This window comes from Filimonas effusa, from assembly GCF_004118675.1.
Taxonomy (GTDB): Bacteria; Bacteroidota; Bacteroidia; order Chitinophagales; family Chitinophagaceae; genus Filimonas; species Filimonas effusa.
Genome location: NZ_SDHZ01000001.1, coordinates 324,391 through 346,430, shown reverse-complemented (window position 1 = coordinate 346,430; position 22,040 = coordinate 324,391). Strand labels below are relative to the sequence as shown.

The following is a 22,040-nucleotide window of genomic DNA, read 5'->3' as shown; positions in this document are numbered from 1 at the left end:
ATTAAAAAACGGAGTATAGGACCTATACAGGAAGCGCTTACTGCTTGTGACTGTAATTGAAAAAATCGACATCTACATAACCGCCGTTTGCTTTGGTAGCGTAGTTAAACAGCGCGAATTTGGTACCCATGAAATGCCTGGTATAGTCGAATTTCATTTTAAAGTCCGGGCCTATCCTGTTCCAGTTCTTGTTATCGAAGCTGTAATAAAAAGCGGCGATATCCCTGTCGAGGTTAAAATCACCATCCACCCTCAGGTAGACGATATCTTTGTTCAATTCAACGCGTTGCTTTTCTTCCGAATCGACAGTAGTGATTGCTTTTTCATTGTCGAGGTTTACGAGCTGGGACGACATGGCCAGGTATTTTTTGGTTCCTTCCATCACAACCGACAAGACACCGGAGTGTCCGTTAAATGCAGCCATGCCGGCCACATCGCCATCTTTCATGGCTGAGACATCAAAAGAAGCAACACCGGTGCATAGCGGCCCTTCCATCCGTTGTGTAAGGGTATTAGGAGCGGCATAGAGGTTTTCGACCAACCGGCTTGTTTTAAGGCGCAGATAACCGGGGCGTTCGGTTACAGTCCAGGCAGCAGTAACAGGATTATGATTCCACTGCCAGTTAAGTTTCAATTTTTTGCCGGAGAAATCATCGCTTTCAACGATGTGCGTTCCATTATCGTGCGTTTTCAGCGGCACCTGGGCTTGCAATGGCACTTTGCCATTTTCGTCACCAAGCATGGGCCAGCCGTCGACCCAGCGAACGGGCATTAAAAGTGGGACGCGACCTACACCGCCACGATCCTGGAAAATAAGACCATACCAGTTGCCTTTTTCGTCGTCAATAATAGCTCCCTGCCCTGCATAGGGGAAGCCTGCAAAGTTATCTTCGAGGATCACTTTTTTTTGATAAGGCCCGGTTATCTTATCGGCACGGTAACAAACCTGGCGGCGGGGTTTGCCCCTTGGCCAGGAAATCATCAACAGGTAATATTTTCCATTATGCTTTATCACCTGGCTACCTTCCAGCAAACCGGTTTCCGTTTGATCTCTTTCAAACACATGGCTACTTACACCACCTGGCTTAACATCGGAAAGATCCGGCTTCAACTCTTTCAAGGAACCAGTACCGGAAAAGACATATACCCTATCATCGTCGTCGAAAAAAAGAGAGGCGTCATGAAAATGCTGGGTTCTTGTTACCAGGTTCCATTTACCGGAGGGGTTTGTTGTGGAATATATATAAGCTTTATAGGGCTGATCATTGGGGGAAAATAACACGTAAAACTTTCCTTTATGAAAACGAATAGAAGAAGCCCATTGGCCACGTCCGTACACGGTACCACCCAGTAAGTTATATTTCGAGTTATCGGTAAGACTGTCAAAAACATAACTCACTATTTCCCAATGGACCAGATCTTTCGACTTCATAACAGGCGCGCCGGGCATCAGGTGCATGGTGGTGCTGATAAGATAAAAATCACTGCCCAACCTCGTTACAGACATATCCGGCACATCGGCCCAGATCACCGGATTGGAATACCCGGTGATATTTTTTCCAGTGCCTGTACTTCTGGCTTCTGCTGTATTTTCTCCGTGTGGAGAGGGGGGATTTTTGACCGCGGAACATGCCGCGGCAAAAATTCCTGCCCCCAATAAAAAAACTATTGCTTTCATGTAAATGGAAGATTAACTGAAAATCAATCATCGGCTGTTTTGCCAAACACTTCTACTTCTGCCAGTTTCACCTGGTTATTGGGATCATTTCTGAAGCTCACTCTCAAGAACCTCGCTGGTGTTGCATTGCTTACGGGAACAACCAGCTTTCCGTCTGCCGGAAAAGGATTCCGAGGCTTTGCTATTGCATGCCAGTTCTGGTTGTCGGCAGATATGTCAACAGTACAGTCGAATTTTTCCTGCAAAGGAAACTGCAGTCGCACTTCAGTGATCACATAGACGTTTTCCAGATCTACCTGCCACCAACTGGCGGTATCCGAAATGTTGGGCTGCCAACAAGAGCGTATATCTTTATCATTGGCGAGGTTGGCCGTTTTCCCCGTGGCTTCGCTGCTGGCGCGGGTAGGTTTGGGATAAGCGATATTCACGGACCTATCGTCAACTGTTTTCTTCTCTATGGTATAACGTACATAAGGGCGTTCCGTTGTATTTGGCGTACTACCACTCACAAACCGGGGAGTTCCCAGAGTTTCTATGACAACAGAATCAGCTACCAGACCTTCGCTCACTGCCTTCACCACCGTTTTACCACCATAATAAGACCGAAACGTTATAGCCGCCTTTCCATCACGGATATAGATATCTGAATTGGAAGCAAACCTGATGGTTGTGCCTGTAGGGAATTCGCCCGGTCCCGAAACAATTTCCAGCGTAACATCCGGCGAGTTACTGATTGGCCTGCCTGTTTTATCTGTTACGGTAACTGTAAGCAATACGTCATCCGTGCCATTTGTTCCGTTAATTGTATTCTTATCAACAGCCAGTTGCAATTTTGCGGGCACCCCGTTTTTAACAGCTTCCGGTGGTGCAATATGTTTATACTCGTTCCTGTACCAGTACCATTGATTTTTAGGCACCCTGAAGTAATCAATCATTCCCATCAGGCCAAAATCACCTGAAGCCCTGGTACCATAGTCGAATGCGCACCAAAGTGCCTGCCCGCTTCTCCAGGGGAAAATTGAATCCTGCTGGCTAGTCATGTCGCCCCAGCCTGCTGTATATTTTCCCGGACGTATTGCAATGGTGGAGCCGTATTCGGTAACCACACTGGGTATACCAGGATTGAGAAACAACCTGGCGCCATCGCCATTATACCCGGCGATATCGCCTGTTTTATCAATTTCACCACGCTGGCAGCCACCAATGGCCACCATCCTCGATGGATCTAACTGATGGGTAAGCGTTGTAAGTTCCTTTAAAAACTCCCTGATTCTGCCGATGGTTCCCCACCCAGTGAAAAAGGGCTCATTACACATACTCCAAACTATAATGGAAGGATGATTACGATGAATGCGGATCATTTCCCGCAGGTTTGTTTTTACACTCTCTTCGAAATATGGCTGGTCCTCTTTATTGGACGGGAAAGCGCCTGCCCCGCTATACCAATTATCGGTTTCTTTTTGGTCACCACCGGAGCCCCAGAAGTCATTTTCCTGCCACAGCAACATACCCAGGCTGTCGCATGCCGCCGAAAAAGCAGGATCGTGGGGATAATGCGATCCCCTGATAAAATCCATTCCACAGTCCTTTATCATTTTCACATCGCGTACAATGGCACCATTCGTTACCGCGCTTGCCCATCCGGCCTGATCCTGGTGTGCATTGGCTCCCTTGAAATAATAATGTTCTCCATTCAGGAAAAAACCGCTGTCAGCCGTCCAGCGTACCCATCTGAATCCGAATGAGGTTTCGTAGCTATCCAGCAGTTTTTGATTATCCCAGATGGTAGTAATGGCCTTATACAGGTAAGGATTTGAGGGGTGCCAGAGCCGGGGCTTTTTCACCTCCGGTGTTAGCTGCTTAAAAACAACCGAAGTTGTTGCGGCTATGGATTGCCTGGCTGAAACAGATGTCACCAGTTTACCGTTGGCATCTACAATATCTGTTTTCAACGTATAGACGCCGCTATGTTTGTTTTGATTACTTACTTCTGTTTCTATTGCTACCCTTCCACCGTCTTTTGACAAACCCGGTGTCGTAATATAAGTTCCATACCAATCTACATGAACATTGTTAGTTACGACGAGGTATACATCCCTGTAAATTCCGCCTGTAAAATTATGATCGCCATTGCGAGGCGCCAGTCTTGCATTCCACCTGTTGTTCAAGCGCACGGCAATGACATTATCGCCGGCGGTAAGCAAATGGGTAATATCAATGGAGAACCCGGTGTAGCCGCCATTATGGGAACCCGCAGGCTGGCCATTCACGAAAATTTCAGCTTCTCTAAAAGCCCCCTCGAACTCCAGCGATACCCGTTTATTTTTCCATTGTTCTGTAATATGTACATGCCGGCGATACCAGCCATACCCTGTATACCACCGGGTAGATTGGAAATAGGGAATGCTAAAGTTATGTGGCAGATGAACCAGGTTCCATTTTTCATCGTCATAAGACAATTGCCTGGCTTCGGGATAATCGCCATGGAGGAACTTCCAGTCGCGGTTAATATTGATGCGCTGACGTGTTTCCAAGCCAGCTTTCCCCGGAGATTGGCTGTAAGTAAAAGCCCCCGGCAACAAAAACAGTATTACAATAATAGCAAGCCTCATTCAGTGATCTTATTGAGAATTGTAGTGAGATAAAGGAGAATGACTATATCCGGCACAGAGGGGCTAGTAAGCGCCATGGCATCTGCAACAGTTTTTTGCCTGCTATGGCCGCGACAACCGCTTACGTCAAAAGTAGTATAGCGTATGGCAGCCGAAGTTCACATTTCACTAAAATGGTGATACAAATGTCAAACAGAATATACTACTGCATCTATGGCAAGTGCCTTATTCAGTTGATGCGTCTACTATTTTCCAGGAAAATACAGTTCCATCTTTTCTATCAGGTCTTGTGCCTGCAAAATTGGCGGCGTATGGCGTTCTTGTTTCCGGAACCAGGCCAACAAAGCGATTGGTTTTCAGAGACAGCAGCATACATTGATGATGTAACATATCCTGCCACTGAAACAAACTACCTTCCGACTCCTGCTTTAACAATCGCACATCAGCAGTTAATCCCACCCCCACCACTGTTACAAATCCGGCACCGCTTACAGCTTCGAGCGCAACGCGACCATTGCCCCTGTCGTGTACCCTGAATTGACAACCCGGTCCATTTAATTCCTTTGATCCCGGCCACGCGGTATGCAACATGCCATGCGGGCTGGCCCAGGCGAGGTTATTGGTAGCCAGGTTGGTAAGCGTTATTACTTTACCGGCAGGAATATTATGCGAACGATCGGCAAAAGGTTCTGTTACTTTAAAATCATCAAAGGCGGCATAACCACCTTCCCTTCCTTCGGTATTGTAAGCAAACAATGCATACCTGCTACCCTGAAAAGTTTTCAACTGGTAAGGCAGCCGAACAGAGTCGCCAACAGGTGTAAATGCAACGCCGTTGGTGCTATAACTAAATTGTGCTATATCCTTTTCATAATCGCCACTCATACGGAGACTTATTTGAGGCGATGCCAATTTTAGTTCCGTGGTTTTATCGGTCAACTGGTTGTAAAATCTCAGAAAGTACCCCTCTGTTCTACGCAAAACGCCCAAGGACGCATAGGGCATATTCAATACAGCCAAGCCAGCATAATCGCCCTGTTCCAGGTTAGCCGCATCCAACACTGCTGTTGCATAAGATTGAGGGCCCACGACCCTTTGCGTCAATGAATTTTTTGCCCATAGAAAATCCGGAGCGGGCATGGTATACAAACGCAAAGCGCCTTTTTTGGAATCTAACCGCCATTTATCATTTACAGGCTCATGATTCCACTGCCAAACTTTTTGTAAACCGGGGCCTGAAAAATCGTCGTTGCGCTGATACGTGGGTGTGGGTGTAGTTTTTACACCGACAGCCGGTTTTAGCCAGGTACGCGGAGAGCGCCCCAGGTTACCTGGAATTCCAAAATAAGGCCACCCCTCCTGCCAGGTAACAGGTGAAAGGAAGGTAGTACGGCCGACGGATAATACATCCATCATAGAAAAACCCCACCAGTCGCCGTTCGGCAAATCCACTACGCCTCCCTGGTGCAAGGGTACAGCCCCCAGTTCATTGGGACCCGGTTTTGATATTCTGAACGGAAACCCGGGAGCCGGCACCTTATTGCCCAAGCCCACATTCTGCACCACCGCCCCACGTTCTGTACCCATGGTTTCATCGGCACTTATTACAACCGTTTCGTAAGGCCCATATGGATTATCGGCACGGGCACATTGCATGCGACCCGAGGGAGAATAATTAGCACTGATAATGTAATACTTACCTTTTATTTTATAGATATGATGCCCCTCTCCCATGGCATTACCTTTTGGAATAATTACCTTTTCGGAGCCTTCCACTACGCCGCTAAAATCCGGCTTCAACTCCACCATTTTTACTTCATCGTATTTGTGTACTGCATATACTTTTCCATCGTCGTCGAACAAAACAGACAAATCATATATTTCAGCCTGTATTTTTTTATGTTGCCAGGGTCCACGGGGATCTTTGGACCAGAAAACCTGTAACCCGTAGTTATTAATATTGGAAAAGATATAAAAGGTACCGTTATTATACCGTATACAAGGAGCCCATATACCCTGTCCGTAAGCTTCTTTGCCATTATTCAAGGTAAAGTCGTCCCCCATATTCAGCTTATCGAAGCAATATCCCAGCAATGACCAGTTCACGAGGTCTTTTGAATGCAACACGGGCAATCCTGGAAAACTGTGCATGGTGGTGCCTGCCATGTAAAAATCGTCGCCCACGCGGATAATATCGGGATCCGAAAACTCATCATAAAACAAGGGGTTGGTATAAGTACCATTACCGTTATCGGGCATCCAGGTTTGTGCGTGTAAGCCGGAGACGGCAAACAACATAAAAAAAGCGGCGAAGCGTATTATTTTCATATGTATAGGCAAGCCTTGCGATCCGGCTCAATTTGTCATTTATTTTTCAATCTGTCAATTGCAGTTTTCACCGGATAGCAGTTTTTTAGCTGCTGACAGCTACGAGGTTTGTGACAAAGCTATCCGAGCCGCTCCTGCCCAGATGTCACAAATGCTTAAAAGGATGGAACAAATGTTTTAAAAAGCAGGATTTAAACAAAATTTCTCTATTTTTCAATCGATTTCAAACTCAGCAAAACGATTCAAGCGTGCCTATAAGTATTTCCACCAGCCACCAGTTATTTTCACTGCGAGGCAATACCAATACCTTACACAAAGCGTTAAACAGCGTAAACAGCCTTTGTTGCCATAGTCGCCTGCAAAAGCGTAAGCTTTACACTATTGTCATTTTTTCTGCGTTGCTATTTCTTTCATCGCCAGGCGCAGAAGCCAACACCCCTCCCGTGCTGGTAAGCGATATTGACGGTGCGGGCGCTTTTCCTTTGGCAGCGAACCACCATGCGGCCTCTATATATTATAGTCCGGGCGAATTTAGCGGCGTTATCCGCGCCATCGGTGATCTGCAGAATGATATCGAGCGGGTTACGCATTATAAGCCCGGGGTGTATGGCAGCGATAGCTTTCCGGCTATGCCCGTCATCATAGGAACGATTGGCAAGAATAAATGGATTGACCGCCTGATTGGTTTGGGCAGCATAAAAGCGGAAGACCTGAAAGGGAAATGGGAGAGCTTTGTTATAACGACCGTTGCTAATCCCTTCCCGGGTGTACAGCGCGCTTTGGTTATTGCAGGAAGTGATAAGCGGGGCAGCATTTTTGGCATTTACGAACTATCGAAACAGTTAGGGGTTTCGCCCTGGTATTGGTGGGCAGACGTGCCAGTACAAAAACGTTCTGCCGCCTATATTCTACCGGCCTATTTTGCTTCGGGCGAACCCAAGGTAAAATACCGCGGCATTTTTATCAATGATGAAAACCCTGCCATGCAGGAATGGGCGAGGCTCAAATTCGGCGGCATGAACAGCAAGATGTACGGCCATGTATTCGAGTTAATGCTCAGATTGCGCGCCAACCTTTTGTGGCCGGGTATGTGGGGGGCTTTTAAAGAATACGCACCCGGCCCTACTATTGTAAGGAATGAAAAAGGCGAATATGAAGGCAATTCTTTCAATGAAGACGACCCAGACAACCCACGGCTGGCAAATGAATACGGCATTATCATGGGCACCTCGCACCACGAACCGATGCAACGCTCGCAGCAGGAATGGATCCGCAACAAACAAAACTATGGTAATGGAGAGTGGAATTATGTTACCAATAAAGAAGGCATCCGGAAATTTTTCAGGGAAGGTATAGAAAACACAAAGAACTACGAAAGCCTTATCACGATGGGCATGCGTGGCGACGATGATAAGCCGATGGCTGATGCGGGTAGTGCCGAAGCTAATTTCAGGGTACTGGAAGGCATCATGAAAGACCAGCGTGCTATTATTGAACAGGTAACCCAAAAGCCCGCTGCCAAAACACCGCAGGTATGGACTTTATACAGTGAGGTATTGGAGTACTTTGACCAGGGCATGAAAGTGCCTGATGATATGATCATTGTGTTGTGCGATGACAACTGGGGTAATGTAAGGCGTCTTCCTGATTTAAAAGGGAAAAAGCACCCCGCAGGTTACGGCATGTACTACCATGCTGCCTATTATGGCGCGCCGAGAGCCTATAAGTGGCTGAATGTAACGCAGATACAACATGTATGGGAGCAAATGCAGCTTACCTACAGTTACGGCGTAGATAAGCTATGGATCCTGAATGTGGGTGATTTGAAGCCCATGGAGTTTCCTATGTCGTTTTTCCTGGATATGGCCTGGAACCCTGAACAATTCGACCAGAACAACCTGTTTCGATATACTGTTGACTTTTGCGCACAGCAGTTTGGAAACGGGCAGGCCAGGGAGGCAGCAAGAATACTGAACGACTATAGCAAATACGCACACAGGATCACACCTGAAATGCTAGACGAAAAAACCTATAACCTGGAGAACGGAGAGTTTAAAATGGTAACCGATGAACTGCTGGCATTGGAGGCACGTGCACTACGTCAATTCCACACATTGGATACAGCTTACCGGGATGCCTATATTCAATTACTACTGTACCCGGTTCAGGCGCTTGCCAATTTATACGATATGTATTATGCATTAGCCATGAACCGAAAGCTGGCAGCAGATAAAGATACTACCGCCAATTTTTGGGCAGATGAGGTAGCAGCCTGCTTCATGCGCGATTCCCTGCTTACGAGCGATTTTCATACCCGTGTAGCAAATGGTAAATGGAACAGGATGATGCAGCAGACGCACATTGGTTATACAAAATGGCACGGCCCGCAATATAATGTTATGCCCAGGGTTACGCGCATACAACCGGAAGAAATGATAAACGGCAGTTATCTTTTTTCAGAAAAGAGCAACGTAGTTGTCATGGAAGCAGCACATTACTATAAAAGCCAAAGTTCAGCCGGCACCGCCTGGTCGGTCATTCCCGGCTTAGGCAGGACGCTGTCGGGGCTGGAACTGCTTCCACCTAACCTGCCAGTGGAAGGGGCTTCTTTAACCTATAAGATGCAGTTGAAATCAAAAGCGGACTCTGTTAAGGTGCTACTGGTTTTCAGTACTGTAATGCCTTTTATTAAAGGAGGCAGCCGGGTTACGGCGGGGTTTAAAGGCGGCGCTGAAAAATCAAAGGTGATCAATGACCAGTTAACCTGGAAAAACAACTACAGTATCATGTACCCTACAGCAGCAGCCCGTGTAATTGAAACAAGCATGTACCTGCCGCTTCCCCCGGATAAGAACGGCTGGTATGAACTGGATATTTACCCGCATACTCCCGGAATGGTGTTGCAAAAAGTAATTGTGGATTGTGGTGGTTACGAAAAGACCTTTCTACATATGAACGAAAGTCCTCATTACCGGGAACCGGCAACCATAGCCTCCCCGGATTCAACGCGGCCTTAAAATCTATCCTATTAATGCCTCAAGAACGATTGCCATACCTGATCAACGAAATAGCTGAGAGTTCAGATGAAAATGCTTTCAATGAGCTTTTCAGAATGTACTATCCAGCGCTGCTTTCTTACGCGCAAGCCTACCTGGAAGACAAGCAGCAGGCAGAAGATGTGTGCATAGAGGTAATGGCAAAGCTTTGGGAAAACAGAAAGATATTACCTACCATTAACAACCTTTCCGCTTATTTATATATAGCAACCAAGCATAGTGCAGTGAGTTACATGCGCACCAAGAACTATGACTGGTATAAACGCAAAGTACCACTGGAGGATATTGGAGAGTCATTGAAATACGAACTGCATAACCAGGATCTAAAACTGATCGATAAGGAAACCCTGAACGCTGTAAGTAATGCCATTAACACGCTTCCTCCCCGTTGCAGGTTGATTTTCAAATTAATCAAGGAAGATGGTTTAAAATACGCGGAAGTAGCCAGGCTACTGGACGTATCGGCTAAAACCATTGAAAACCAGATGTCCATTGCAATAAAAAAGCTTACCGACCTATTAAAAAATACAGCAAAGGAGTATTTTATAAAAAGCTCCTGAAAGCTATTTAAGCACCGAAAAAATATTTCCATTTTTTTTGGGGGTAAAATGTAAAGAATTGCGTCATTGGATGTAAATAGATTTTTACGTGGCGCATAATGACAGATTCGAATACCTTCTCATGCAAAAGCAGTCGGGAGCCATCACCCTCCCCGAGCAGCTGGAGCTTTCTGAATTAATAAAACAAGACGAAACATTCGCCTACATGGCAGATGCCATGGATGAAGTTTTTAGCAGCCATTTAAAATATGATATAGAAAGCCAGGCAGTAAATGAGGCGTTATTTTCTTTGAACAGGAAAATACATGGAGAAAAAAATCTTTTCATCAGGAAAAGCAGTCGTATCAAGCGGTTGTTACCTGCCATAGCCGCCTCCTTGATTTTTTTAGTGGCAGCCACCTTCCTGATAAACAAAACGCTTAATAAAGACAGCCCGGCTCCGGTAGCTGATAATGTATTCATTACCAGGAAAGGATCAAAGACCAGCCTTATACTGCCCGATGGTACAAAAGCGTGGTTAAATGCAGACTCCAGATTAAATTACAACGAAGACTATGGTATCAAAAACCGTGAAGTTAGTTTAGTAGGAGAAGCTTATTTCGATGTTGTTAAAAACAAAGCAATTCCTTTTATAGTACATACTTCCACTATAGAGGTAAAAGTACTGGGTACGGCGTTCAACGTAAGAGCTTATGCCAACGAAAAAAGCACAGAAGCCACATTAGTGAAGGGAGCGATAGAGGTAGTATTAAAAAGAAAGAGCAGCAAGAATACAATCATTCTAAAGCCCAGCGAAAAGATAGTAGTACAAAACACGTTACCGGACTTAAATACCGGAGTATCCGCCAAAATGCCCATAGCAGAGCTTTTCAGTAGTAAGATCAACGAGAAAGATACTACCACCAGAGAAACAGAATGGACAAAGAACCGCCTGGTATTTGAGCAGGAAACTTTAGAGAATGTTATAACTACGCTGGAACGCTGGTACAATGTAACTATAGAAGTACAGAAAACCACACGATTCAGGCTATACAACGGCACGTTTGAGAATGACAGACTGGAGGATGTGCTGGAGTCGTTAAAAAATGTGGGCAACTTCAACTACAAAATAGAGAAAGAAAAAAATACAGTATTTATATTTTAATAATTCCTAACGATTAAACCTTGCACATCATGAAGCCAGCTACCAAAACATAACGCAGCCAAACAAAAAAAGCGGGTTATGTTGCGAGCATATCCCGCCTTAAGACAATTTCCTATTGCTTGAAAAAGCAATAATTCTATTATCTGTAAACAATTGCAATATATGAAAAAATATGATTGCTCTGCCGGTATTTGCCCCGGGCGATTGCTAATTAAATGCTTGTCGGTAATGAAACTCAGTATCTTAATCATACTTATCACATCGTTCCAGGTATCTGCTTTTGAGGGGGCCTCACAGCAGAAAATAAACCTGGATATCAGGGGCGCTACTATTCCTGATATTTTGAAAAAAATAGAATCACAACACTCTTACAGATTTGTATATAACGAGGAGGTAAAGCAAAGTACCATCAAGGTGGATGTAGTAGCCCGGAATGCCACCATCGACCATGTCATGCAGCTGCTGCTACAAAACACCCTGTTTTCCTATAAAAAAATAAACGACGATCTTGTAGCGATAACCGGCAAAACGGAAGATGCTGCCAGCATTAGAATATCCGGCAAAATAGTGGACGACAAAGGCTTACCGCTGGCTGCAATAAGCGTGGTGGAAAAAGGAACTACCAATGGTGTGTCAACCAAAGAAGACGGCTCCTATACCATCAATGTAAAAGACGGCAACGCCGTATTAGTGATTACCGGCGTAGGTTACCAGGCTGCGGAAGTGGCAGTAAAAGATAATAACTATGCCAGGATAACATTGGTATCGGTAGAAAACAGGCTGGATGAAGTGGTAGTAATAGGCTACGGCACACAAAAGAAAAGGGATTTAACCGGAGCTGTAATCAGCGCCAACATCAAAGATTTTGAAAAATCGCCCAACACCAACATAGTACAGTCTTTACAGGGCACTGTTCCCGGCCTGAATATCGGGCAGGTTACAAGTGCGGGCGGCACGCCAAGCATTTCTATACGCGGCAGAAATACCATTTCAGGCAATACAAATGTTTTGATTGTATTGGATGGCATCGTGTATGAGAATTCACTTTCTTCTATCAATCCTGCTGATATAGAATCAATAGACGTGCTTAAAGACGCGAGCGCTACGGCTGTTTACGGGGCACAGGCAGCGAATGGCGTATTGCTTATCACTTCGAAAAAGGGCAAGGCAGGTAAAGCCAGGATAAATCTTTCATCGTCTTATAGTTTTCAAAGCCCTACAAAGAACTATTCGACTATGAACCGGGGGCAATATCTTATGTTCCTTAAAAACCTCATGTGGAACAAAGCATATACGGCAGCATCGGATTATACCAAAGAAGACCCGACCTTTAAGATGACCGACTATCTTACTGTAAAAAGCACCATGAACCCGGATGGCAGTATCGTAGATACGGATTTCGACTGGTGGGGAGCTGCTACCAGACAAGGATCTATCCTGGATAACAGAGTTAGTATTTCCGGTGGTACAGATGCTATTTCCTATTTATTATCTTATGGCAATACCAATCAAAAAAACTTCCTGCGAAACGATAATTTTAAACGTAATAGTGTTCGGGCCAACCTGGAAGCCAAGATTCGTCCATGGTGGAAAGTGGGCATACAGGCATCGGGCTCTTTTGCCAACCAGGATGGTGTTGAGCCCATTTTATGGACATTGTATACGATGAACCCGCTGGTAACGCCATACAAAGCGGATGGCACATTAAATCCATTCCCGATGGAAAATGCGGCAGGCAATCCTCTTATGGGAACCGGTGTCACCGACCAGGAAAGACATAATTATCTCATAGGCAATGTGTACTCAGAGATACAGCTACCTGTAAAAGGATTAAGCTACCGGATCAATTATGGCAACAACTATACGATCAACAACTCTTACCAGTCGGACCCTTATGGAAATTCACAAACAGGGTTAGCCTTTAAGGACATATCGATCTACTATAATTACACATTAGATAACATTGTCAATTACAACAAAGAAGTTGGCCGGCATGGTATTGGAGCCACACTTGTTTATGGCGCGAGAGCAAGCAACTATTCACAAACACGGGCGGAATCGAGGAATTTTTCCCGGTTAACGCTGGGATACAACAGCCTTGAACTTGGCACCAACCAGTTTGCCTATTCGGATGCCAATGACAATTCTGCTTTGTACCAGATGGCACGTATCAACTACCGGTACGATAACAAATACCTGTTAACAGCAACTGTAAGACGGGATGGTTTTTCAGGTTTTGCCGCTAACCAGAAAAATGCCATATTTCCGTCTGTAGCCCTGGCCTGGGTTATATCTGACGAGCGTTTCTTTAAAATACCTGCCGTTAATTACCTGAAATTACGCGGAGGATATGGCATCAGCGGTAACCTGACCAGCAGCTATTCGTCTTTGGCAAAAGTATCGACCGGCGCCGGATATATTTTCGGTGATGCAGGCAGTACTGTAATAAGGCAGGAGCTCAGTTCTATGGAAAACCCCGACCTGAAATGGGAAAAAACAGGTGGTTATAATATAGGGTTAGATTTTCGTTTATTCAATGACCGCGTAAAGGGTACTATCGACGCATATAGAACCAAAACAAGCGATTTACTTTACGATGTATCCATTCCGACCATTACGGGTTTTTCTTCTATCAAATCGAATGTTGGCAATGTTCAAAACCGGGGCATTGAATTCACTGTTACCACAGACAATATTGTAAACCATGATTTCGAATGGAGTACTACATTCAATATATCTGCCAACAGGAACAAAGTGCTTGAGCTGACCGGTTCCGGGGACCTGATAACAAGCGGTCTCTTTATCGGCAAATCGTTAGGCGCCATTTACGGTTATAAAATTGACGGCATATACCAGGTAAAAGATCAAATCCCTACAGGATACGCAATTGGTAATTATAAAATTCATGACATCACAGGGGAAGGAGAGATAAGTGAGGCCGACCGTACCATTTTGGGCAAAACTGATCCGGCGTACCGTTTCGGCATTATGAATAAATTTTCTTACAAAGGAGTATCCCTGTTCTTTTTTATCAATTCTGTGCAAGGTGGGAAAGACGGGTACCTGGGCGAGAACTATGCCTGGCTGATCCAGGATAATACTGCGCGGATGAACAACCATTTAAATGAATTCACCAAAAACATATGGTCGCCCAGCAATCCTGACGGCATATACTCGGCATCACCTACGGCTGGAAAGATACAACCTATAAGGTATGAAGACAGGAGTTTCGTTCGTTTGCAGGATGTGTCGCTGGCTTATGATCTGCCCAAAAAAATAGTTACACTTATAGGCGTGCAGAATGTAAACCTATATGTTACCGGCAAAAACCTGCTTACGTTTACGAAATGGCATGGATGGGATCCGGAAGCGAATTATGGCACTGTTACCCCTATTGGCAGAACCTCTACTATCGACAAATCCGGCAATGATTACGAAGGCAGGCCGGTTATGAGGAGTTTCACCCTTGGGATCAATATCTCACTCTAATAGAAAATACAATGAAAAAAATCATATACATAGCGATAAGCGCCCTACTATTGGGATCCTGCAACGAGAAATCGTTCCTGGAGGAAACCCCGCGTGATTTCATGAGTTCCAAAAACTCTTACAGCACGTCAGCAGATTTTGATCTTGCCGTTAATGAGTTATATTACCTGACACGATACGAGTTCTATTGTAATGGCGAGCGAAGTGTAATGGACTATTTATTCGGAACCGACTTTGTATGGAATGGCAGCAGCGGCAGCAGTGTACCGAACCTGGCCGCCAACTATGGTCCTTCTGCGGCCATACCCCAGGCGCACTGGGACAAGCTGTACCTGCTGATTGCGCAGTCCAATACCATCATCAGTCGTTTACCCAAATCAAGTGTGCCGGAGAGCGAGCAGGTGCTATTTAATGCGAAGGCTAAATTTTTCAGGGGGTTAGCTTACCGCACCTTAGCTTATTTGTATGGAGGCGTACCACTTCAGTTAGAAGAAGTTTTGGGGCCCAAGACAAACTATGTAAGGGCTACCAGGGAACAAACAATAGCCCAGGCTGTAGAGGATGTTAAGTTCGCTGCCGAAAACCTCAAGGACATTACGGCGGTAAAAGACGGCGAGGTTAGCGCTCCTGCGGCGTATCATTTGTTATCAGAATTATATCTTGCCCAGGACAAGGCGCAGGAAGCTGTTGATGCTGCTACGAAAGTAATTTCCAACCCGGCATTGGGACTCATGACACAGCGCTTTGGTTCAAGGGCTACGGAACAGCCTGGTGATGTTTACTGGGATTTATATCGTACCGGCAACCAGAACCGTTCGACCTACGGCAATAGAGAAGGCATTTTTGTTATTCAAATGCAGGTAGATGTTTTGGGAGGTGGCACGGATATCACCTCTATCTGGAGTTCGCCAGGCAGTTACCTGCTCGAAAGGCATTGCGCTCCGCAAACCAGTCTTTTTAAAATGTATAAAAACGGCGTTTCGCTTACCCAATCGCCATTCAACTGGCCTACAGGAGACTATACCGGTGGCCGTGGCATTGGTTCCATCATACCCACCACTCACTTTGACAAAGAAGTGTGGGCCAGTGATTTTAAAACAGATATCAGAAATGCGAATCACAATTTTGTAAGGAAGTTTGCTTACAACAATCCTGCTTTCAAGACTTTGTATAAAGAACTGGGAGATACACTCGATATCGACAATCCTCCGGCAGGCTACACCTTTCTTACGGGAGAAAATAGCCAGACCACCTTCCCCGGCAGGTATCTTACGTGCTATCAAACAAAAGTAACCAACCCTTACGATCATCCGAAGGCATTGTATTCGAACGCTGCTACCTATGCGCTGTCGGGCTCTTCCGGCGGTACTTATACAGATCAATATATGTTCCGACTGGCAGAAACCTATTTACTAAGAGCAGAAGCCTATCTCAAACAAAGCAAAACAGACCTGGCGGCTGCGGATATCAATGTAGTGAGAGCGCGGGCAAACGCGTCGAAAGTAAGTGCATCGGCGGTTACCCTGGACTACATTCTTGATGAGCGTATCCGGGAATTGGGCGTAGAAGAAAAACGCAGGCTAACCCTTGGACGCCTGGGTGCGGACGTATTTTACAACAGGGTCATAAAGTATAATCCTTATTATAGTTTAGGTACACCTTTCACTAAAAACTTCACCTTGTATGCGATACCACAGTCAGCTATCGATGCCAACAAAGATGCTGTACTGGATCAAAACCCCGGCTACCTGTAACAGACAATAGTTACCTGCAGTCAGTAGCAATCCATAGGCAAGGGCTGGTATGAGCGTAACCTGGTTACAATCTGCCAGCCCTAATCAGATCGTAGCCCCTTAACATTTGTGCTACTATTAAAGACAATCAACGCACCTGAAAACTCCATCCCACGCTAATTTGTTATCGTATAGGGAGCAGCACCTTTATACAAAGCACCAAAAACGATTGTCTATGCCACCTCATTTGTGCGTTCCTTGCGCAACCATGCCGGACGATTTCCGGTTGATAAACAATAATCATAAACATCTATTAATCACATTTAAAGCTTAGCTATGAAATTTCATTTACCCAAAGCGTACCGGGAATATATCTTCCGGCTGGCAGCACTATTTTTTATCTTATTGCATGGCACTACCTATGGCCAAACCGGCGCACCGCTTCGCCGTCCTATTTCACCGCAGCAGCCTACGTGGTTCATTCACATCGATTCCTGGAACCAGGCAGATCCACAAAAGATCATCGACATGGTTCCCGCGGATATTCGACCTTATATCGTGTTCAACATTTCCATTTCGATTAATCATGACCGGCTTACAAGCCGTTGGCTGCAGGCTGAAAACGGATACGAAATTGCCAAGTCATGGCTAAGGGTATGCGCAGAAAATCGCGTATGGGCTATGATACAGCAGTCCAGTGGCGGGTTCCAGCATTTTTCAGAAACAGATATCGCTATGTACGAAGAGTTTTACCGTGATTATCCCAACTTCATCGGGTTTAATTATGCCGAACAGTTCTGGGGATTTGACGGCAGCCTGCAGCCTCCCACTTCAAACAGCTACGATCCTCTCTCTCCTGCGTGGACCGACCGCATCGCGCTCTTTGCCAAGCTACTTCAGTTGAGCAACCGCTATGGCGGTTACCTTGTGGTAAGCTGGTGTCCCAACCAGTGGAATCCGAATATCAACCCTATTGGCATGCTAAAAAGAAACCCGGACTTTGCGGCAGCCTGCAGAAACTATACAGAAAATTATATTCTTTGTGAAAAATACACGCAGCAAACGTACCAGTATGATATGGAAAGCACCTGCCTAGGAGCATATCTGTCGGGTTATGCGGGCCAATACGGAATCCGCTATGATGAAACCGGATGGTCTGATTCAACGGGGACCAATGCCAACTTTACGCTGGCAACAGGCCTTGCACCTCACCTGGAACATATTATGCTAACAGGGGAAACTGTAATCGATGGCCCTGAAACTATTCCCATCAATGCTTCAAGAGAAATTGGTACAGCAACTACAGCGGATGGATTTACCACGCGGCGCTGGGAGTTTTACCCCCAGTTTCACAATATCAGTATAGATCTTTTTCGTAAGGTACTAGACGGCACCGTTCGCATTCCTACCCGGAGAGAGGTTATTGACCGTACAAAAGTGGTTATAGTGAATGATGTAAACAGTGGCAGCAACCAAGACCGGTATAGCACTCCCCAAACGCTGTTTGAAGGGTTGTACCGGATGGATACCGATGGCAACTACGAGTTGAATAAAAGCTTCTTCAAGAAAACGGGCCGGTATCCATCGATACCTCTTGCTTATCAACTTGATGATACAGATGCCAATTCTTTCCAGGTAAAGATCAATAAATCGGCCTATGCCACAAGATGGCCCAGCATCTCGTCTAAAGTGACTGAATTCAACAGCCTGTTTCCTTCAGAATATATGGGCACCCTGTATGCGGGGCGCCATGAAAACGGCTGGGTAACCTACAATCCATTTAAAACAAATGAAACGGCAACCGCTTCCATACCTTTTAAATACAACACCTGTAGTTCCATGGAGTTAAGCTATTCGCAGTACTCCGCCGGCATCATAAAAGAGTATGCGAACCGACTGAACATCTACCTGAATAACTATGACAATAAAGTTAACACAGCATTAAAGACCGACATCATCAAAATTTATGGTGCGAGTTCACAGCCAACCTGGTCTTTTACAGAAAGAGGCTCACACCAGGCCAGCACTGTATCCGGCAACTGGTCGGGGGGAGTATTCACGCTAACGGTACAACACAACGGGGCGCTGGACATTACCATCAATTGTTCCGGCACGGCAACCGGGAGACTTACCAGTTATACGCCTTCCGTGTTAGTTACTCCCAGCGCCCCTGCTGTGTATAATGGTCCCTTACAACACGAAGCGGAGCTGTTCGACTACAAAAGTATAAGCGGGAATACCATCAATGGCGTGAGCGGTACAGTAAGAAATTATACCGGCCAGGGCTACCTGCGTTTTGGCACCAATGCCGCTGCCAGCATCCGCGACAGCATTTACCTGCAACATAGCGGCACCTACCAGTTAAGAACCAGGTATTCATTAACCGGCGGCAATGTTAATACCATCGGGTTATATGTGAATGGAACTTCCGTTGGCACACCACTCTTTACCCAAACAGACAGCAATAGCAACTGGGCGTTACATACCCAAACGATTACACTAAATGCCGGCACCAACACTATTGAATTCCGGGCAAATGCGGCAGCGGCTTATTCCGTTTATTTCGACAATATAGTAGTACAGCCGGTTAGCAGTGGCGGTAATATCATCCAGGAAAATACAACCGGATTTTGCAATGTAAATGGCACCATAGACACCAACAACGCAGGCTATACAGGAGCTGGCTTTGCCAATACCAACAACGCGGCAGGAACCGGAATCGATTGGAAAATCAACTTTGCTTCCGTTGGAACCAAATCGTTTACCTTCCGTTATGCAGGTATTGACACCAGGACAGCCAATCTCCTGGTAAACGGTTCGATCGTTGCTGCCAATATCAGTTTACCATCGACAGGTTCCTGGACCACCTGGAGTACTGTTACCGTGTATGCCAATACTATTCCAGGGATCAGCGACGTTAGGTTAGAGGCAACAGGAGCCAGCGGCCTCCCCAATGTAGATTATGTAGAGGTAGTGGGTGGCACAGCCGCGAATTGCGCAACAGCCGTAACCAATTATGCCATACAGGAAAATGAAACCGGCTTCTGCAGCCTGGACGGCGTTGTTGAGAATAACTATCCCGGCTTCGTAGGTAGCGGCTTTGCCAATACAAACAACGCCACAGGCGCAGGTATCAACTGGAAAGTGAACTTTAGCTCAGCCGGCTCCCAAACATTTACTTTCCGCTATGCGAGTGCCGACGCCCGCCCCGGAAGACTACTTATCAACGGCGCCGTGGCGATCGCTACCATTAACTTCCCCGCTACGGGATCATGGTCTAACTGGTCTACCGTTACCGTTACGGCAACTACGGGCGCAGGCGTAGCAGATGTAAGACTGGAAGCCACAGGCAGTACGGGCCTGGGAAATATCGATTACATAGCATTTACGAACGGCACTCCAGCAGCCTGTACCACCACCGCCAGTTCAATCGGTATGCTGCTGAGCATAACAGCACCAGCCAGCGATAACACGGATCTAAAACTGACAGAGAGTGCCAATAGCATAGAAATTTATCCAAATCCTACGCAACGTAATGTAACCGTCAGGTTAAGCAGTTACTGGAAAGCCGGGGATCAACTCGTACTAAGTGACGCTTCAGGCAAGCCTATTACCGCACAGCGTGTAAAAAGCAATATAGAAGCGTTACATACCGCAACATTGGCACCGGGAATTTACTTCATCAACATTTATAATAGCAAGGGCGGGCATGCATCGCTGAAACTGGTAAAACAGTAACCGCTATTTACGAATAAAAATGCCCCCGCAGCTTGTACCTGCCGGGGGCATTTTATTTCACAGTTCATCCGGTGTACTACGTAAGTCTGCGAAAATTGCATCTGTCTTACGGGAACTCGTAATCATTTACCACCCGTTACCTATTCCGGAACATGCACCTATGATAACACAATGACATTGGGCACACCGTTACTGGTTATCGTATCCTTTTTCCAAGATGCGCCAATATCCATTCCCAACCGGGACAACCGTATTGCAATACCAGGACGGACCGACAGGTAATCAGCAGGCGTTTCTTAACCCATGATGATGAGCGTTTTGCCTTCCAATCTTATTTGAATATCTCCTTTTCTTAAAAGATTAAGGATACCGGAAAGCGGGAGGCTTCGTTGAATCTTTCCTTTAAAGACCCTGTCAGGTACCTGGCCTTCATATTTGATGTCGAGATCGTACCATCGGCCAACCTGGCGCATGATAACGGGCAGGGGCGCCTGATCGAACTGAAAATAGCCATTTACCCATGCTACAGCCAATGCTACATTGCCAGTTCGTACAGCTGTTTCCCCGGACGGCAGCACATTTGCTTCCTGCCCGGGAGCCAGGAGATTCGATTTATTACCGGCCGTTATTTTTACCGCGCCTTCCAACAGAGAAGTTCTGATAGCTGCTTCGTCGGCATAGGCATTTACATTAAAATGAGTACCCAGCACTTCTATATCAACACCATTTGTTTTCACGTGAAAGGGTTGGGATGGCATGGCAGCCACTTCAAAATAGGCTTCCCCGGTGATTTCGACAGTACGGATTGCACCCGTGAATTCCGTTGGAAAGCGTATAGAGGAGGAGGCGTTAAGCCAAACCCTGGTGCCGTCTCTCAACACGAGTTGATATTGATTCGCTTTTGCTGTTGTTACTGTATTATAAACTGTTTCAATGGCAGTGCTGCCGGTTTCGGCTTTGTAGGCGAGTTGTCCGTTCAGGTTGATGACTGTAATGTTTCCTTGTTTGCTAATGGTACCAGTAGCTGTGCTGTCTAAAATGATCTGCCGGCCGTTAGAAAGCGTTAAAACCGCCTGGTTTACACCTGGCTTTATCTTGTTTTCCGGAGCAGTGTCAGCCATCGTGTGCGAAGCGGGATGGCTGTTGTAGTTATAATAGAGCAGCGCTGCTGTCACCAGCAGGCTCGCTATGAGAGCCGCCGCAATGCGCCACCATTTTATCCGGCGAACGGGTGTGTTGCTGTCTTCCTTGCCGGATTTTATAATAGATTGATAGAGTTGTTCCTGGTTAAAAGGCGGCACCTGTGAGTGGCGTTCGTTTTTGCCTGTTTTTAGCCAGACCTGGTATAATGGCTCAGTCAGCATTTCGCCATCATTTTCGTCTAACGTACCCACAAGCGCCAACAATTCATCCCATTCCCCGGGAGTACATGTACCGGCAAGGTACTTTTCAAATAGCTGATGTGCGCGTTCCTGTGGAGTCATTTCAAGATGGTTTAATGGTGGCCGCTATAACAATTCTGTTATTGCCTTGTAATAAGAGGTTATTATGGGCTTCCAGGTACTAATGGCGCCGGTTTTTATTTTATCGTTACGGGCCAGGCCGAAATAGTACGAAAAAATACTGAGGATTGTTGAAAGTAACTGAGCGGCTATCGTATATGATTTATTTTTGTATGAATGGAATAGCTTTCATAAATGGT

At 45.9% G+C, this 22,040-nt stretch carries 10 protein-coding genes; 6 read left to right on the top strand and 4 right to left on the bottom strand.

Annotated features, from left to right (window positions below):
* Positions 1-37 precede the first annotated feature (37 nt).
* The 3 genes from ESB13_RS01300 to ESB13_RS01290 all read right to left on the bottom strand — a co-directional run bounded on the left by ESB13_RS01300 (position 38) and on the right by ESB13_RS01290 (position 6,618).
* Positions 38-1,678 (bottom strand): glycoside hydrolase family 43 protein, encoded by a 1,641-nt coding sequence (locus ESB13_RS01300; protein ID WP_129001237.1) that lies wholly within the window; start codon positions 1,676-1,678, stop codon positions 38-40.
* Between the two features lie 23 nt (positions 1,679-1,701).
* A complete protein-coding gene (locus tag ESB13_RS01295; RefSeq protein ID WP_129001236.1) occupies positions 1,702-4,290 on the bottom strand; it encodes a glycoside hydrolase family 2 protein in 2,589 nt (862 codons plus the stop codon).
* A gap of 225 nt (positions 4,291-4,515) precedes the next feature.
* Positions 4,516-6,618, bottom strand: coding sequence for a glycoside hydrolase family 43 protein (locus tag ESB13_RS01290; RefSeq protein ID WP_129001235.1), 2,103 nt, complete (start codon positions 6,616-6,618; stop codon positions 4,516-4,518).
* A 248-nt stretch (positions 6,619-6,866) separates the two neighbouring features.
* Here ESB13_RS01290 and ESB13_RS01285 point away from each other — a divergent pair, with 248 nt between their 5' ends.
* The 6 genes from ESB13_RS01285 to ESB13_RS01260 all read left to right on the top strand — a co-directional run bounded on the left by ESB13_RS01285 (position 6,867) and on the right by ESB13_RS01260 (position 20,338).
* On the top strand, positions 6,867-9,635 hold the full coding sequence (locus tag ESB13_RS01285) for a glycosyl hydrolase 115 family protein (RefSeq protein ID WP_220399526.1): 2,769 nt from the start codon (positions 6,867-6,869) through the stop codon (positions 9,633-9,635).
* A gap of 14 nt (positions 9,636-9,649) precedes the next feature.
* The gene (locus ESB13_RS01280; protein ID WP_129001234.1) at positions 9,650-10,234 is read left to right on the top strand and encodes an RNA polymerase sigma-70 factor; all 585 of its coding nucleotides are present in this window, start codon (positions 9,650-9,652) and stop codon (positions 10,232-10,234) included.
* 88 nt (positions 10,235-10,322) lie between these two features.
* On the top strand, positions 10,323-11,378 hold the full coding sequence (locus ESB13_RS01275) for a FecR family protein (RefSeq protein WP_129001233.1): 1,056 nt from the start codon (positions 10,323-10,325) through the stop codon (positions 11,376-11,378).
* Between the two features lie 228 nt (positions 11,379-11,606).
* Complete coding sequence (locus ESB13_RS01270) at positions 11,607-14,867, top strand: SusC/RagA family TonB-linked outer membrane protein (RefSeq protein WP_220399525.1); 3,261 nt, start codon at positions 11,607-11,609, stop codon at positions 14,865-14,867.
* Between the two features lie 11 nt (positions 14,868-14,878).
* Positions 14,879-16,621 (top strand): RagB/SusD family nutrient uptake outer membrane protein, encoded by a 1,743-nt coding sequence (locus ESB13_RS01265; RefSeq protein WP_129001232.1) that lies wholly within the window; start codon positions 14,879-14,881, stop codon positions 16,619-16,621.
* Between the two features lie 315 nt (positions 16,622-16,936).
* The gene (locus tag ESB13_RS01260) at positions 16,937-20,338 is read left to right on the top strand and encodes a glycoside hydrolase family 98 domain-containing protein (RefSeq protein ID WP_129001231.1); all 3,402 of its coding nucleotides are present in this window, start codon (positions 16,937-16,939) and stop codon (positions 20,336-20,338) included.
* 296 nt (positions 20,339-20,634) lie between these two features.
* On the opposite strand, the gene ESB13_RS01255 is transcribed toward ESB13_RS01260, so the two are convergent.
* Positions 20,635-21,822, bottom strand: a complete 1,188-nt coding sequence (locus ESB13_RS01255) for a FecR family protein (RefSeq protein WP_129001230.1) — start codon at positions 21,820-21,822, stop codon at positions 20,635-20,637.
* Positions 21,823-22,040 lie beyond the last annotated feature (218 nt).

Bases quoted from the DNA above. Each gene is read 5' to 3' on its own strand.
- ESB13_RS01300 (WP_129001237.1), bottom strand. From the start codon at position 1,678: ATGAAAGCAATAGTTTTTTTATTGGGGGCAGGAATTTTTGCCGCGGCA.
- ESB13_RS01295 (WP_129001236.1), bottom strand. From the start codon at position 4,290: ATGAGGCTTGCTATTATTGTAATACTGTTTTTGTTGCCGGGGGCTTTT.
- ESB13_RS01290 (WP_129001235.1), bottom strand. From the start codon at position 6,618: ATGAAAATAATACGCTTCGCCGCTTTTTTTATGTTGTTTGCCGTCTCC.
- ESB13_RS01280 (WP_129001234.1), top strand. From the start codon at position 9,650: ATGCCTCAAGAACGATTGCCATACCTGATCAACGAAATAGCTGAGAGT.
- ESB13_RS01270 (WP_220399525.1), top strand. From the start codon at position 11,607: ATGAAACTCAGTATCTTAATCATACTTATCACATCGTTCCAGGTATCT.
- ESB13_RS01265 (WP_129001232.1), top strand. From the start codon at position 14,879: ATGAAAAAAATCATATACATAGCGATAAGCGCCCTACTATTGGGATCC.
- ESB13_RS01260 (WP_129001231.1), top strand. From the start codon at position 16,937: ATGAAATTTCATTTACCCAAAGCGTACCGGGAATATATCTTCCGGCTG.
- ESB13_RS01255 (WP_129001230.1), bottom strand. From the start codon at position 21,822: ATGACTCCACAGGAACGCGCACATCAGCTATTTGAAAAGTACCTTGCC.